The sequence below is a fragment of the Bacillus sp. NPDC057893 genome (genome assembly GCF_042796455.1).
GTDB lineage: Bacteria > Bacillota > Bacilli > Bacillales > Bacillaceae_G > Bacillus_A.
The window spans coordinates 1-14,834 of record NZ_JBHVNG010000001.1 but is presented as its reverse complement, the minus strand read 5'-3'; the positions used below and the strand labels follow the sequence as shown (position 1 = coordinate 14,834).

Sequence of the window (14,834 nt, the reverse complement as noted above, 5' to 3'; positions counted from 1 at the left end):
AGTGAATAAATAAAAGCCCCTTCAAAAGAGGCTTTCATCTAAAAAAGTTTAACAGTATTACCAATACCCCAAATTTCATTACTGTACTGCAAAATTGTTCGATCACTCGCAAAATGCCCAGATTGTGCAATGTTCAAAATCGACATTTCCAGCCATTTCTTCCTATTTTCATAGGCCCTTCCGACAGCTTCTTGTCTTTCAGCATATGGGCTAAAATCTCGAAGAACGAAGTATTCATCATTTTGAATAACGAGCGAATCATAAATCGCTTCAAATTCAGCTCCCGACTGTGCAAAGAAACCATTCGTTAACTGATCTACTACTTTTTTAATGTGCATATTGTGGTGGTAATAGTCACTTGCACGATATCCACCATTTTGGTAGTAATGAAGAACCTCATCCGCTGTTAAGCCGAAAATGAAGCAGGCATCATCGCCGACCCGGTCTTTTATTTCAATATTAGCTCCATCTAACGTTCCGAGTGTAATTGCACCATTCATCATGAATTTCATGTTACCTGTTCCCGATGCTTCTTTACTCGCAGTTGAAATTTGTTCACTTACATCTGCCGCCGGGAATATATCTTCCGCTAAAGAAACTCGGTAGTTTTCTAGAAAGATAACTTTCATAAATTGACTTACGTACGGATCGGTATTCACCTTTCTTGCAAGCTCATTTATTAATTTAATAATTTTCTTCGCATAATAATAGCCAGGTGATGCTTTCGCTCCAAAAATAAAAGTACGCGGGTAAAATGAAAAACTAGTATCCTCTTTTAAACGGTTATACAAGTATAAAATATGAAGAACATTTAATAACTGTCGTTTATAGGCATGTAGCCTTTTCACTTGCACATCAAAAATAGAATTCGGATCAATAGTGATCCCCATTTTATTATGAATGCGCTCCGCTAAAATAATCTTACGCTCTTGTTTTACCCCTGCAAGCTTTTCTTGAAAACTAGTATCATATATGAAGTTTTGCAGTGCTTGCAGCTTAATTGGCTCTTTCTTCCACTCTTCACCAATCGCTTCCGAAATAAGATTCGTCAGCTGCGGATTCGCCTTTATTAGCCAGCGCCTATGAGCAATTCCATTCGTTTTATTATTAAACTTATCTGGATAAAATTCATAGAACAATCGCATTTCACGCTGCTTTAAAATTTCTGTATGAATTTTCGCCACACCGTTAACGCTATGGCTACCAACAATCGCTAAATGAGCCATTTTCACAAGGTCATGCGCAATAATGGCCATGTCCTCAATGCGCTTCCAATCGTACGAATAACGGTCCCAAAGCTCATGACAGAAACGTTCATTAATTTCTTCAATAATCATATAAATTCTCGGTAATAACGGTTTAAAAATGTGAATTGGCCATTTCTCAAGCGCTTCTGATAACGTTGTATGATTCGTATAGGAAATCGTCTGCGTTGTTATGTGCCAAGCTTCTTCCCATGTCAATTTTTCTTCGTCTAATAAAATACGCATAAGTTCTGGAATTGCTAGAACCGGATGTGTATCGTTTATATGAATCGCAATTTTTTCATGCAACTGACGAAGACTACCGTGCCTCTCCCTATGCATACGAACGATATTTTGCAAACTTGCTGATACGAGGAAATACTGTTGTTTTAAACGAAGTATTTTCCCCTCATCATGCGTATCATCTGGATATAAAAACTCCGATACGGCCTCTGTTTCACGCTTATATTTCAAAATATCTTTACAATTTTGCGGGAAAGGAACTGGCTCCGCATTCCAAAGCCGAAGCGTATTTACAGTACTTGTTTCATACCCTATAACTGGAACGTCATATGGTACTGCCATAATAACTTCTGCATTTGTATGTCTGAACTCTAAACGTCCATCAATTTCTAGTGGTTCAACGTTTCCAAAATAACTTACTTCTACGGCTTGGTCATACCTTCTTACTTCCCAAACGTTTTCATGAAGAAGCCACTGTTCTGGAAATTCTACTTGATAGCCGTCAACAATTTTTTGATCAAACAGGCCATGCTTATAACGAATACCACAGCCATGTCCTGGTAAGTTTAAAGAAGCGAGTGAATCGAGAAAACAGGCTGCTAAACGGCCAAGGCCACCATTACCAAGGCCAGCATCTGCTTCAATCTCTTCTAACTCTTGCAAAGAAATTCCAAGTTCAGAAAGCCCCTTTTCACATACATCTCGAATACCTAAATTTAATATGTTACTGCCTAGCAAACGCCCAAGTAAAAACTCAATGGATAAATAATACATTTGCTTTTGATCTCCAGAACGATAACTTTCATTCGTTGCAATCCATTGACTATTCATATACTCACGTACCATATGACCAAGCGTATTATACTGATCACGAGTTGTAGAATCTTTGAAACTTTTCCCATACATCATTTCTAATTTTTCTAGAAAAGCGGATTTAAAGCTTTCAACATGAGTAAACATTTTTTCACCACCTCAATGTTATTCCATGAGACTTTTATACAATTTCTTATATGCAAGAGCAGATTTCCCCCAGCTATAATCTTCAGTCATCGCTTGCTTTACAAGCTTATCCCATACCGGTTTATCTTGATAAAACTCAATTGCACGAAGAATTGTATGTAACATGTCATGCGCATTAAAATTCGTAAAGCTAAAGCCATTCCCAATTCCAGTTTCCTCATCGTAAGAATGTACAGTATCATTTAATCCGCCTGTTTCTCTTACAATTGGAATCGTGCCATATGCTAGCGCAATAAGTTGTCCAAGTCCACACGGTTCAAACAGCGATGGCATTAAAAACAAATCGCTTCCCGCGTACACTTGGTGCGCTAACGCTTCATTAAATCCAATATATACTTTTACCTTTTCTGGATATTCGTATGCCATCCATTCAAAGAACTGCTCGTATTCAGAATCGCCTGATCCCAAAATAATACATTGTACATCTTCTTCCATTATTTCACGGAATACAGTACGTACTAGATCAAGCCCCTTTTGCTTCGTTAATCGTGTTACCATCGAAATAACTGGTGTATCTTCTTTTTCTGGTAAACCAAAATAACGCTGCAATGCGCGTTTATTTTCACTCTTTTCCTCTAATGACTCTGCACTATACTGAGCCGTAATATATGGATCTGTTTCTGGATTATATACACTCGTATCAATTCCATTTACAATGCCACTAAGCTTATCGTTATGCTTTCGTAGCAATCCATCTAACTTCTCACCGAAAAACTCATATTGAATCTCTTCTTTATATGTCGGGCTAACCGCTGTAATTTGGTCAGATGCGATAATACCGCCTTTCATAAAGTTCACGTTTCCATAAAACTCAAGCTGTTCACTATGAAAATATTCATGACCAAGCTCCAGTAAGTCGTACATCACTTCAGGAGGAAATACACCTTGGAACTGCAAATTATGAATCGTATATACCGTTTTAATATGCTCATATAACGGGTTATCTTGATACTTTTCACGAAGTAAGAAATTAACCATAGCTGTATGCCAATCATGGCTATGAAGAACATCTACTTCGAAATCAAGATGCGGAATACACTCTAAAACTGCTTTTGAAAAATAAGAAAAACGCTCCCCATCATCATAATGGCCATAGAGAGAATCTCTCTTAAAATAATATTCATTATCTATTAAGTAATACGTAATCCCATCCTGCTCACCTTTTAAAATCCCGCAATATTGGTTTCTCCATCCAAGAGGAACGTTAATTACTTTATGAAGCGTACATCCTTCTCTTAACTCTTTCGGGATAAGACTGTAGTTTGGAAGTATAATGCGAACATTCACTCCTAATTTTTTTAATTCTTTTGGGAGCGCGCCTGCTACATCAGCTAGACCTCCGGATTTAATAAACGGTACACATTCTGATACTGCAAATAAAATATTCACCTGTTGTTCCACTGCACGAAAAGCGTATACATCATAAATCGCTCTTCTTACAGCTTCCTCCCTTCAAGTTTTCATATAGAGTAAAACCTTAATTAGTGGGGGTTTTCTAAATCCCCCACTAATTATGCACCTGCTATTTACGAATAACTGTTGATTGTACTATTTTGTACACTACCTTTTTCTACAACATATGGCTCATCAGCACTTCCTTTTAACACTACGCCGTCGCCAAGTTTCACATCTTTATCAATAATAACACCATCTATTATGCAATTATCTCCAATTTTGCTCTTTTGCATAATAATACTATTACGAACAATTGAACCTTTTCCAATTTTAACAGAACGGGAGATAACACTATTTTCCACTTCACCTTCAATAATACTACCGTTTGCAATCATCGTATTTTTCACTACTGCACCCTTCATATAACGAGTTGGCGGCTCATCTTTTACTTTCGTAAAGATTGGTGCTTCTTTCTTAAATAATTGCTTCCAAATAGTAGGCTGCAAAATTTCTAGACTATGCTTATAGTAACTTTCAATCGAATCAATGATAGCTACATATCCTGTATGCTCATACGTAGCAATATGCAGTGATTTCCCGCTCTTTTCTCTCACTACATCAAATAAACTGTATTGCTCCACATCTTTATATGTCTCAAATAAGTCTAGCAATAATTGTTTCTTTAACACATATGTTTGAAGCGAAACCCCTTCATGACAAACTTCAGTAATATCTGCAGACGTATGTATATGTCGCTCTAACACCGCTTGAAAGTTTAACGCTGTTACAAGATGGCTATTCGTAATAACAACATATTCTTCTCTGCTTCTTAGAAAATAATCAATATGTCTTCTAAAATGTGCAAAAGATCCAAATTCATCTTGGTCACATTGGCAGTTCGGTGGGAATAAAAACAGTCCATCACGCTTTCTATCTAAATCCCACTGTTTTCCTGAACCGACATGATCCATTAAAGAACGATTTTTATGACTTGTAAAAACCGCCACGCTATGAATATTAGAATTCACCATATTTGAAAGCATGAAATCAATGAGGCGGTAACGGCCTCCAAACGGTAATGCCGCTAATGAACGATGCCCTGTTACTTTCTTTAAGGAAGGAAAACTTCCCGTTGCATTAATAATTCCTAACATTTTTTCTCCCATTCATTTCATCCCCCTTTTCTATTTTCCTTCAGCAATTAGTACTACATCATCAACATTTTTTTCTGGACGAATTATTGTCCCATCTTCAATAACCATTTCCGATCCAACGATCGCTCTTTCAATCACAACGTTTTTACCAATCTTTGCCCCCGGCATAACGACAGAATCGATTACCATACTACCTTCTTCCACCGTCACTCCTTGGAATAAAACAGAATGCTTCACGTCCCCTTCAATGACGCATCCTTCATTAATAAGTGACTCTTCTACTTTTGCCTGTTCTGCAATATATTGAGGCGGCTCGTTTGGGTTCACAGAATAAATGCGCCAATTACGATCGTTCAAGTTCAACGATGTTTCATCACGAAGTAAATCCATATTCGCTTCCCATAAGCTTTTCACCGTTCCAACATCTTTCCAATATCCTTCAAATGGATACGCCATCAACTTCTTCCCTTCATCTAATAAAAGCGGAAGTACATCTTTTCCGAAATCATTACTAGATTCAGGATTTCTTGCATCCATCTCTAAATATTCTTTTAAAATGGCCCAGTTAAAAATATAAATTCCCATTGATGCAAGATTACTTCTTGGAAATTGCGGTTTCTCCTCAAATTCAACAACTTCCATCTCTTCATTTGTATTCATGATGCCAAAGCGACTTGCTTCATCCCACGGGACTTCAATAACAGAAATCGAAACATCTGCTTCTTTCTCAATATGGTAATCTAGCATTTTACTGTAATCCATTTTATAAATATGGTCACCTGATAAAATAAGGACATATTCTGGTTCGTACTGACTTAAATAGTTTAAGTTTTGATAAATAGCACTTGCCGTACCTGTATACCACTTCACACCTGAAGACTCCGCATAAGGAGGTAACACAGTGACTCCACCGTTTACGCGATCAAGATCCCAAGCGTTTCCGATTCCAATATAATTATGAAGTTCTAGCGGTTGATATTGTGTTAAAATCCCCACCGTTTCAATACCGGAGTTTGCACAGTTACTTAACGTAAAATCAATAATGCGATATTTACCACCAAATGGAACAGCTGGCTTGGCTAAATTTTTTGTTAATGCACTTAAACGACTACCTTTTCCCCCTGCTAGTAACATTGCTACGCACTTTTGTTTTTGAGCCATCTTGTTTTTTGCTCCCCTTTCTCGTCTTCACTGGTCGTAATATGGATACGCCAAATGGTGGAATTGTAATTTCTATATGTCCCGCTTGATTATGATATGGCTCTAGAATCATCTTGAGACGTTTCTTATTAACTTGCCCCGATCCGCCATATTGCGCCGAGTCACTGTTTAAAATTTCGTTATAATACTCGAAATCTGGTACACCTACTTTATAGTTTTCATATGTAGCTTTCGTAAAATTACATACGATAACTAACGCATCTTCCTGCTTATCCCCTTGGCGGATAAACGAGAAAATACTTTGCTCATTATTATTAGCATCAATCCACTGAAATCCTTCAGGCGAGTGATCTAACTGCCAAAGTGGTTTTGAGCGCTTATACAATGCTATGAGCTCTTTAAAGTAATCATGCATGTAACGATGCATTTCAAAATCATGTAAATTCCAATCTAAATCTTCAAGGTCTTTCCACTCATCAAATTGACCGAATTCTCCACCCATAAAGAGTAATTTCTTACCTGGATGAGTAAAGAAATATCCATATAATAAACGAAGTTGGGCGAACTTATCCCAGTAATCTCCCGGCATTTTATTTAATAACGACTTTTTCCCATGAACGACTTCATCATGAGAAAGCGGCAATATGAAGTTTTCAGAGTGAGCATATATTAAAGAGAAAGTCATTTTCTCATGAATGTATTTCCGGTACTCTGGCGCACATTCCATATATTTCAGCACATCATTCATCCAACCCATATTCCATTTATAATTGAATCCAAGTCCACCCTCGTATGTTGGAGCTGTTACAAGTGGCCAAGCTGTTGAATCTTCCGCTGTCATAAGAAACTCTTCATCTTCTGCAAACACAGCTTCATTTAACTCTCGTAAGAAAGAGACAGCGTGTTCATTGCTTTGCTCTTTTCCTTCTTTATTCCAGTACAGCATATTCGCAACTGCATCTACCCTGAAACCATCAATATGGAAATACCTCATCCAAAATAACGCATTTGAAATTAAGAAATTACGTACTTCCCTCTTCCCTAAATCAAAATTAACAGTTCCCCATACAAGGTTTTCTTGTACATCTCTATCTTTATATTCATAAGTCGGTGTCCCATCAAACAAATATAAACCGTGAGCATCTTTACAAAAATGCCCCGGCACCCAATCTAAAATGACACCGATTCCATATTTATGACATTCATCGACAAAATACATCAAATCATGTGGCGTGCCGAATCTACTTGTAGCTGCATAATATCCCGTTCCTTGATATCCCCAAGAACGATCATATGGATGCTCAACAAGCGGCATAATTTCAATATGTGTAAATTGATGTTCCACCACATACGGAATGAGCTCCTCGGCCATTTCTCTGTAAGAATACAGAGCGCCATCTTCTTTCTTTTTCCAAGAACCGAAATGTAATTCATAAACTGTCATCGCTTCTTTATAAATCGATTTTTTCTTTCTCTTACGAATCCAGTTTTTATCATTCCATTCATATCCCTCTATATCAAAAACTACAGATGCCGTATTTGGTCTTACTTCTGCATATACTGCGTAAGGATCTGCTTTTAAAATAACGTCATCGCCCATCGTTTCAATCGCATACTTGTATATCTCATTCTCTTCAATATGCGGTACAAACAAGGACCAAATCCCCTCTTCTGTCACTTGTAGCATCTTATGTTGCTCATAATCCCATTCATTAAAATTCCCAACAACACTCATTGCTTTCGCATGAGGAGCCCATACTGTGAATCGTACACCTCGCATCCCATCTTCCGTCACAATATGTGCCCCAAAGATGTTATAACTGTCATAGTACTTTTCTGTATGAAACTCATCTCGTTTCACTTCTTCACAATTTATTACATCCAATATGTTCACCTCACTAAGATGACAGAAATTTTTTACTCTTTATCATTTCTGCAAAAAACTGAAATATCCTTGTTGTTTTTTAAAAAATATTCGTTTTTTTCTTAAATTTCACTTAAAATGTTTACATTTATCGTGTAAAATATCGAATTTTGACGAATATTCATTGTAAACGCTTCATTTTCCTTACTATTTCTCGCCCTTCATTGTTGCTCAATATTTATTTTATTGGTTTCTCTCCATTTTTCACGCTATTTCTCACGTAAAATACAAGCGAAATAATCTATTGTTTAAAAATATTTCTCAACATTTTTCGTCACAAATTTTATCATTTCCCGACGAAAACTCCCACCTCAAGGAATAGGTAGGACATGGTCTAATGAGTATGCAGGAGATGAATGGCGTTTAGGAAAAATTGCCACAAGGTTAACTCCTAAAGAATAAAGTGAAATTCTGCTCGCAAATAGTGGGATAACGCACAAAAGCACTCTATTCAAAAATAGAGTGCTTTTTCTATAAACGACCCTTATCCAGCAAAAGGGGTATATTGGGGATATACAAGGGAAACCGGAAAAGGAATTTATATTAATTTATATTAATTCAGAGGTAGGAAGCAGTTTCCCGCCTCTGAATTATTTAACAATTATTATAGTACTGGTGCCATTGTTTCTTTTAACACTTTTACAGAATGAGCGAATTTCGCTTTTTCTTCTTCGTTTAATTCAAGTTCTACGATTTCACGTACACCTTCGCGGTTAATAACAGCTGGAACACCTACGTAAGCATCTTTCTCACCATATTGACCTTCAAGGTATGCAGATACAGTTAATACGCTGTTCTCGTTGCTTAAGATCGCTTTAGTTACACGAAGTAATGACATACCGATTCCGTAGTAAGTTGCGCCTTTACGCTCGATAATGTGGTAAGCTGCATCGCGTACATTTTCAAAGATTTTATCTAAATCTTCTTGGCTATACTGTTCGTTGTTCGCTAAGATTGTTTCTAGTTTTTGTACACCTACAGTAGCGTGGCTCCATACTGGAAGTTCAGTGTCACCGTGCTCACCAACGATATAAGCATGAACGTTACGTGGATCTACATCTAAGTAGTCGCCTAACATGTAACGGAAACGAGCAGAGTCTAAAGTAGTACCAGAACCAATTACGCGCTCTTTTGGTAGGCCAGATTCTTTCCAAGTTACGTAAGTTAAAATATCAACTGGGTTAGTTGCGATTAAGAAGATTCCATCGAATCCGCTATCCATAATACCGCGAACGATTTGTTTAAAGATTTTTGTATTTTTTTCAACTAAGTCTAAACGAGTTTCGCCTGGCTTTTGTGGTAATCCAGCAGTGATAACAACTAGATCTGCATCTTTACAATCTGCATAGCTACCGCTCCAAACTTTTGTTGGTGCTGGAGAGAATGGTACCGCATGGCTTAAGTCCATTGCTTCCCCTTCTGCTTTTGCTTCATTTACATCTACAAGTACGAATTCTTCAGCTACACCTTGGTTGATCATTGAGTAAGCATAACTACAACCTACAGCTCCTGTTCCTACTAATACTACACGATTGATACCTTTTTTCATGATAATTTCCCCTCTCTATTGTTCACATATATTTTATATTATTGTTTAAGTAATTAATTAAAATACTAATTTAATGTTGTTTAACTTCTTTACATACATATTGTAGCACGGATTATTGTGAATTCCTTCACAAATTATGACCTATTTGTGAACTTTTTCACATAGAGTGTAAAATGATTAGATCAAGTGTGGAATCAATACCAATGAAGATGTTTTATAAAGATTGTGAATCGAAATAAACAAGTTTAATTACCACTTTAAAAATGTTTTTATTCCTCACCATTTTTAGCAACGAGCAGATAATACTCTTTCGTCAATAGAAAAAAATAAAGAGTAGCCTCAACTACTCCTCACACGGTACACTTCCACTCTAACCATTATTGCATATCAATAAAAATATCCGTTACGATCGCTCATTCTTTTCTAACACCAAACTATTCAATATAAGTGATAGGCTATGCAAAGCTTTAGACAACTGTGCCTCGGCATCTTCAGAATTCGCAATCCAACAAGCGAGGTCCACTAATCCCCCATTTATGAGCCGTGCTAAAGCTTCACAGTCTGTTTTTTCAATAATATGCTCCTGCATCAATTGCAGAAGCATATTACCCATTGTTGCTAAACATTGTGATTGCGATGATTGATAATAGCTAGTTCCTAATACTGCTGGTGCATCCCGAAGTACGATTCTCTGAATTTCTGGATCAAGTGCCATCGTTAAATAAGCTCGACAGCGCCCAACAAATCCTTCCCAATTTCCTTCCGCCTCATCTGATACTTTCCGTAATTTATTATCCATTTCCATATCAATTTCTTTTACAACTGCTTCTAACAATCCTTTTTTATCGCCAAAATGATGATAAATTGCACCACGCGTTAAACCGACAGATGCAGTAAAATCATCCATAGATGTGTTTACATATCCAACTGTACCGAAAGCCTCTCTTGCTGCACTCAGCAATTTAGCGCGTGTTTCAATGATCATTTCTGCTCTTGTTTTTTTAACCATCTTTTCCTCCTACTTCTATTCATTCCCTTTATTCAAAATGAATCCCATTATAGTATCGTTCTCTATATAAAAGAATAACTCCTTTTAACGTTAGCTCTCCATCCAGAGATAAAATATTTCAATTGACATACGCACCGTATGTTAATATGATATTGACATACGGTGCGTATGTAAATTTTTTCTAGCTTACAAGATAATATAACTTCTTACTTATACCCTAAATTGACTCACTGTCCCTTTTTATAGAAGGTATTAACGACACAGAGGAGGAGTTACAAGAATGAAGAATGTATATGTAAACGTCAAATACTTTGGTGATTATTATGTTTAATTCCTACCGTGAGATTTTCAGTGCTTCTGGTACAAAAGGATTCTCATTAGCAGGCTTTATAGCTCGGATGCCCATATCAATGATGGGGATTGGTATTGTTACAATGTTATCTCAGTTACGTGGTGACTATTGGCTTGCCGGAGCCGTTGCAGCCACCTTCACATTATCATCAGCTTTACTAGCTCCTCATATTTCTCGTATGGCTGATCAATTAGGGCAATCTCGTATACTTCTTCCGACTACAGGTATCAGTGTTTTCTTTACGATTCTCTTACTTCTATGTACGAAATATGAGGCTCCTTATTGGACGCTATTTCTATCCGCCTTATGTGCGGGTTGTATGCCAAACATGTCGGCCATGGTACGTGCACGTTGGACTAAACTATACCGTGGATCTCATAAATTGCATACAGCATTTTCCTTCGAATCGGTCGTCGATGAAATTTGCTTCATCATTGGTCCTGTATTATCCGTCAGTTTAAGTGTTATGTTCTTCCCAGAAGCAGGACCACTTTTATCATGTGTTTTTCTTACAATCGGGGTATGCCTATTCACCATGCAAAAAAGCACAGAACCACATGTACATCCCCACGACATTACAAACAAAGGAACAGTATTTAAAATTGGTACATTACGAGTGCTTGTATTCACACTCATCGCTATAGGTACTATATTTGGCACAATAGATGTAGTTAGTGTGGCTTTTGCTGAGCATCAAGGAAACACAGTAGCTGCTAGCTTTGTGCTTTCCGTCTATGCAATCGGTTCATGCCTGGCAGGTCTTATTTTCGGTACTCTTAAACTCAGTACTCCACCATATAATCAATTTTTAATAGCAGTCACACTATCAATGGTAACAATGCTGCCACTAGTTTTCGTAAACACTATTGCTTGGCTAGTAGTTATTGTTTTCTTTGCAGGCTTATCTGTTGCCCCTACTATGATTATTACTATGGGACTGGTGGAAAAAATCGTACCTGAATCAAAAATAACCGAAGGAATGACCTGGGCAATTACAGGACTTGGTATTGGAGTCTCTCTAGGATCAGCGGTAGCTGGTTTAGTTATTGATACCTTTGGAGCTCGCGCAGGATTTAGTGTGGCTATTATTGCAGGAGGCCTTGCCTTAACTATTGCACTTTTAGGATACAAAACTCTCCACTCCGCATATAGTCATGCTGTTATGAAACCGGATGGGCATTCAGCAGAGAGTTAAAACATATTCAAAAAATAGGATTACCTCTTCTTATGTATAAGAAGAGGTAATCCTATTTAAATTAATATAACTTTTTTGTATCGTATCTTGAACGATATCCTCTGCTTCTGCTGGTGTTACTCCAATTTTAAGCAAATATCTATAAATACTTTTTGATGTTTCTATAATGATCTTTTCATACTCCATCGCTCTCTCCTTTCTATTAGTTAGACGATTGAAATAGAAAAAAGTATACAACATTTCATAAAAAAAGCGGACTATCCAAAGTCCGCTTTTACACAACAAAAAAGAGATAGCAGATTATGCTATCTCTTTTAGTATGACCCGTACGGGATTCGAACCCGTGTTACCGCCGTGAAAGGGCGGTGTCTTAACCACTTGACCAACGGGCCAAAATCTGGCAGAGAAGAAGGGATTCGAACCCTCGCACCGCGTTCGCGATCTACTCCCTTAGCAGGGGAGCCCCTTGAGCCACTTGGGTACTTCTCTATAATATGGCTCCGCAGGTAGGACTCGAACCTACGACCGATCGGTTAACAGCCGATAGCTCTACCACTGAGCTACTGCGGAATAATTATGGTGGGCCTAAATGGACTCGAACCATCGACCTCACGCTTATCAGGCGTGCGCTCTAACCAGCTGAGCTATAGGCCCATAAAAAGCGGGTGAAGAGAATCGAACTCTCGACCAGAGCTTGGAAGGCTCTTGTTTTACCACTAAACTACACCCGCATTAAATTAAAAATGGTGAGCCATGAAGGATTCGAACCTTCGACCCTCTGATTAAAAGTCAGATGCTCTACCAACTGAGCTAATGGCTCATTTTGAAAGTGGTGCCGGCTAGAGGACTTGAACCCCCAACCTACTGATTACAAGTCAGTTGCTCTACCAATTGAGCTAAGCCGGCTTGCGATTTCAAAATGGTGGCTCGGGACGGAATCGAACCGCCGACACGAGGATTTTCAGTCCTCTGCTCTACCGACTGAGCTACCGAGCCTTTATGTAAAAAAATGGCGGTCCCGACCGGGGTCGAACCGGCGATCTCCTGCGTGACAGGCAGGCATGTTAACCACTACACCACGGGACCATTTGGTTGCGGGGACAGGATTTGAACCTGCGACCTTCGGGTTATGAGCCCGACGAGCTACCGTACTGCTCCACCCCGCGATGATATAATATTTAATTTAGAAAAAATGGAGGAGGTAGAGGGATTCGAACCCCCGCGCGACTCTCGCCGCCTGTCGGTTTTCAAGACCGATCCCTTCAGCCGAACTTGGGTATACCTCCGAGATATGAACTTTGAGTGGTGGACCTTGTAGGACTCGAACCTACGACCGGACGGTTATGAGCCGTCTGCTCTAACCAGCTGAGCTAAAGGTCCTTATGGTAGCGGCGGAGGGGATCGAACCCCCGACCTCACGGGTATGAACCGTACGCTCTAGCCAGCTGAGCTACACCGCCATAAGTGATATTCAAATAAGTGGAGCCTAGCGGGATCGAACCGCTGACCTCCTGCGTGCAAGGCAGGCGCTCTCCCAGCTGAGCTAAGGCCCCATATGTTGAAATATCGGGAAGACAGGATTTGAACCTGCGACCCCCTGGTCCCAAACCAGGTGCTCTACCAAGCTGAGCCACTTCCCGTTAATAAAAAACGCGCCCGAGAGGAGTCGAACCCCTAACCTCTTGATCCGTAGTCAAACGCTCTATCCAATTGAGCTACGGGCGCATATGGTGCCGAGGGCGGGGGTCGAACCCGCACGGTGGTCACCCACCGCAGGATTTTAAGTCCTGTGCGTCTGCCTGTTCCGCCACCCCGGCATGTCATATTGAAAATTGGAGCGGAAGACGGGATTCGAACCCGCGACCCCAACCTTGGCAAGGTTGTATTCTACCACTGAACTACTTCCGCAAGACATGTATGAGTTATTTTATTAAAAGTGCGGGTGAAGGGAGTCGAACCCCCACGCCAAAGGCGCTAGATCCTAAGTCTAGTGCGTCTGCCAATTCCGCCACACCCGCATATTATGATTTTAAAAGAAAAAATGGGGCGACTGATGGGAATTGAACCCACGAATGCCGGAGCCACAATCCGGTGCGTTAACCACTTCGCCACAACCGCCATGATTTTCTGGTGCCGACTAGAGGACTTGAACCCCCAACCTACTGATTACAAGTCAGTTGCTCTACCAATTGAGCTAAGTCGGCTAGAATGGTGGAGGATGACGGGATCGAACCGCCGACCCCCTGCTTGTAAGGCAGGTGCTCTCCCAGCTGAGCTAATCCTCCGAATTGCCTGGCAACGTCCTACTCTCACAGGGACAAGGTCCCAACTACCATCGGCGCTAGAGAGCTTAACTTCCGTGTTCGGTATGGGAACGGGTGTGACCTCTCTGCCATCATTACCAGACTGTATTCATTTAAGACAAGAATTATCATAACTTATTCGACATTTAAAGTCAACAAGTTTTTTATATTCTTTCAAAACTAGATAACATTGCTTCATATTATATGGTTAAGTCCTCGATCTATTAGTATTCGTCAGCTCCACATGTCACCATGCTTCCACCTCGAACCTATCAACCTGATCAT

9 protein-coding genes, 22 tRNA genes and 1 rRNA gene are annotated in these 14,834 nt (G+C 39.3%); 1 reads left to right on the top strand and 31 read right to left on the bottom strand.

Annotated elements, in window-relative coordinates; translation table 11 throughout:
- Window positions 1–38 precede the first annotated feature (38 nt).
- From glgP to ACFVQC_RS00135, 7 genes are all read right to left on the bottom strand, one after another.
- Window positions 39–2,447, bottom strand: coding sequence for a glycogen phosphorylase (gene glgP, locus ACFVQC_RS00165; protein ID WP_377897152.1), 2,409 nt, complete (start codon window positions 2,445–2,447; stop codon window positions 39–41).
- An 18-nt stretch (window positions 2,448–2,465) separates the two neighbouring features.
- A complete protein-coding gene (glgA, locus tag ACFVQC_RS00160) occupies window positions 2,466–3,896 on the bottom strand; it encodes a glycogen synthase GlgA (protein WP_002112556.1) in 1,431 nt (476 codons plus the stop codon).
- A gap of 137 nt (window positions 3,897–4,033) precedes the next feature.
- The gene (gene glgD, locus ACFVQC_RS00155) at window positions 4,034–5,068 is read right to left on the bottom strand and encodes a glucose-1-phosphate adenylyltransferase subunit GlgD (protein WP_377897151.1); all 1,035 of its coding nucleotides are present in this window, start codon (window positions 5,066–5,068) and stop codon (window positions 4,034–4,036) included.
- 18 nt (window positions 5,069–5,086) lie between these two features.
- Complete coding sequence (gene glgC, locus ACFVQC_RS00150) at window positions 5,087–6,217, bottom strand: glucose-1-phosphate adenylyltransferase (protein WP_000057600.1); 1,131 nt, start codon at window positions 6,215–6,217, stop codon at window positions 5,087–5,089.
- Window positions 6,165–8,102 (bottom strand): 1,4-alpha-glucan branching protein GlgB, encoded by a 1,938-nt coding sequence (gene glgB / locus ACFVQC_RS00145; protein ID WP_377897150.1) that lies wholly within the window; start codon window positions 8,100–8,102, stop codon window positions 6,165–6,167. Before glgB ends, glgC begins: the two co-directional genes overlap by 53 nt.
- Before the next feature lie 643 nt (window positions 8,103–8,745).
- Entirely contained in the window at window positions 8,746–9,690 is a 945-nt protein-coding gene (locus ACFVQC_RS00140; RefSeq protein ID WP_219920692.1) for an L-lactate dehydrogenase, read from the bottom strand.
- 403 nt (window positions 9,691–10,093) lie between these two features.
- A complete protein-coding gene (locus tag ACFVQC_RS00135; RefSeq protein WP_377893400.1) occupies window positions 10,094–10,699 on the bottom strand; it encodes a TetR/AcrR family transcriptional regulator in 606 nt (201 codons plus the stop codon).
- Between the two features lie 323 nt (window positions 10,700–11,022).
- On the opposite strand from ACFVQC_RS00135, the gene ACFVQC_RS00130 reads away from it, so the two are divergent.
- Window positions 11,023–12,246 carry an MFS transporter gene (locus ACFVQC_RS00130; protein WP_377893402.1) on the top strand — a complete coding sequence of 408 codons (1,224 nt, stop codon included), beginning with the start codon at window positions 11,023–11,025 and terminating at the stop codon, window positions 12,244–12,246.
- A gap of 30 nt (window positions 12,247–12,276) precedes the next feature.
- Here ACFVQC_RS00130 and ACFVQC_RS00125 read toward each other — a convergent pair whose 3' ends face one another.
- The 24 genes from ACFVQC_RS00125 to rrf all read right to left on the bottom strand — a co-directional run bounded on the left by ACFVQC_RS00125 (window position 12,277) and on the right by rrf (window position 14,652).
- On the bottom strand, window positions 12,277–12,432 hold the full coding sequence (locus ACFVQC_RS00125; protein WP_377893403.1) for a hypothetical protein: 156 nt from the start codon (window positions 12,430–12,432) through the stop codon (window positions 12,277–12,279).
- Between the two features lie 134 nt (window positions 12,433–12,566).
- A tRNA-Glu gene (locus ACFVQC_RS00120) sits at window positions 12,567–12,638 on the bottom strand.
- A 6-nt stretch (window positions 12,639–12,644) separates the two neighbouring features.
- A tRNA-Ser gene (locus ACFVQC_RS00115) sits at window positions 12,645–12,735 on the bottom strand.
- A gap of 6 nt (window positions 12,736–12,741) precedes the next feature.
- Window positions 12,742–12,816, bottom strand: a tRNA-Asn gene (locus tag ACFVQC_RS00110).
- A gap of 7 nt (window positions 12,817–12,823) precedes the next feature.
- Window positions 12,824–12,900 (bottom strand) — tRNA-Ile (locus ACFVQC_RS00105).
- A gap of 6 nt (window positions 12,901–12,906) precedes the next feature.
- Window positions 12,907–12,977 (bottom strand) — tRNA-Gly (locus ACFVQC_RS00100).
- A gap of 13 nt (window positions 12,978–12,990) precedes the next feature.
- Window positions 12,991–13,066, bottom strand: a tRNA-Lys gene (locus ACFVQC_RS00095).
- Between the two features lie 10 nt (window positions 13,067–13,076).
- A tRNA-Thr gene (locus tag ACFVQC_RS00090) sits at window positions 13,077–13,152 on the bottom strand.
- A gap of 14 nt (window positions 13,153–13,166) precedes the next feature.
- Window positions 13,167–13,242, bottom strand: a tRNA-Phe gene (locus ACFVQC_RS00085).
- Window positions 13,243–13,256: 14 nt separating this feature from the next.
- Window positions 13,257–13,332, bottom strand: a tRNA-Asp gene (locus tag ACFVQC_RS00080).
- A gap of 3 nt (window positions 13,333–13,335) precedes the next feature.
- Window positions 13,336–13,412 (bottom strand) — tRNA-Met (locus ACFVQC_RS00075).
- Window positions 13,413–13,439: 27 nt separating this feature from the next.
- Window positions 13,440–13,532: transfer RNA gene (locus ACFVQC_RS00070), tRNA-Ser, on the bottom strand.
- Window positions 13,533–13,549: 17 nt separating this feature from the next.
- Window positions 13,550–13,626: transfer RNA gene (locus tag ACFVQC_RS00065), tRNA-Ile, on the bottom strand.
- Between the two features lie 3 nt (window positions 13,627–13,629).
- Window positions 13,630–13,706 (bottom strand) — tRNA-Met (locus tag ACFVQC_RS00060).
- A 20-nt stretch (window positions 13,707–13,726) separates the two neighbouring features.
- A tRNA-Ala gene (locus ACFVQC_RS00055) sits at window positions 13,727–13,799 on the bottom strand.
- A 13-nt stretch (window positions 13,800–13,812) separates the two neighbouring features.
- A tRNA-Pro gene (locus ACFVQC_RS00050) sits at window positions 13,813–13,886 on the bottom strand.
- 11 nt (window positions 13,887–13,897) lie between these two features.
- Window positions 13,898–13,971, bottom strand: a tRNA-Arg gene (locus ACFVQC_RS00045).
- Window positions 13,972–13,974: 3 nt separating this feature from the next.
- A tRNA-Leu gene (locus ACFVQC_RS00040) sits at window positions 13,975–14,063 on the bottom strand.
- 16 nt (window positions 14,064–14,079) lie between these two features.
- Window positions 14,080–14,154 (bottom strand) — tRNA-Gly (locus tag ACFVQC_RS00035).
- A gap of 29 nt (window positions 14,155–14,183) precedes the next feature.
- A tRNA-Leu gene (locus ACFVQC_RS00030) sits at window positions 14,184–14,264 on the bottom strand.
- A 24-nt stretch (window positions 14,265–14,288) separates the two neighbouring features.
- Window positions 14,289–14,364 (bottom strand) — tRNA-His (locus ACFVQC_RS00025).
- A 10-nt stretch (window positions 14,365–14,374) separates the two neighbouring features.
- Window positions 14,375–14,450, bottom strand: a tRNA-Thr gene (locus ACFVQC_RS00020).
- A gap of 5 nt (window positions 14,451–14,455) precedes the next feature.
- Window positions 14,456–14,531 (bottom strand) — tRNA-Val (locus tag ACFVQC_RS00015).
- A 5-nt stretch (window positions 14,532–14,536) separates the two neighbouring features.
- Window positions 14,537–14,652: ribosomal RNA gene (rrf, locus tag ACFVQC_RS00010) — 5S ribosomal RNA — on the bottom strand.
- Window positions 14,653–14,834: the final 182 nt, after the last annotated feature.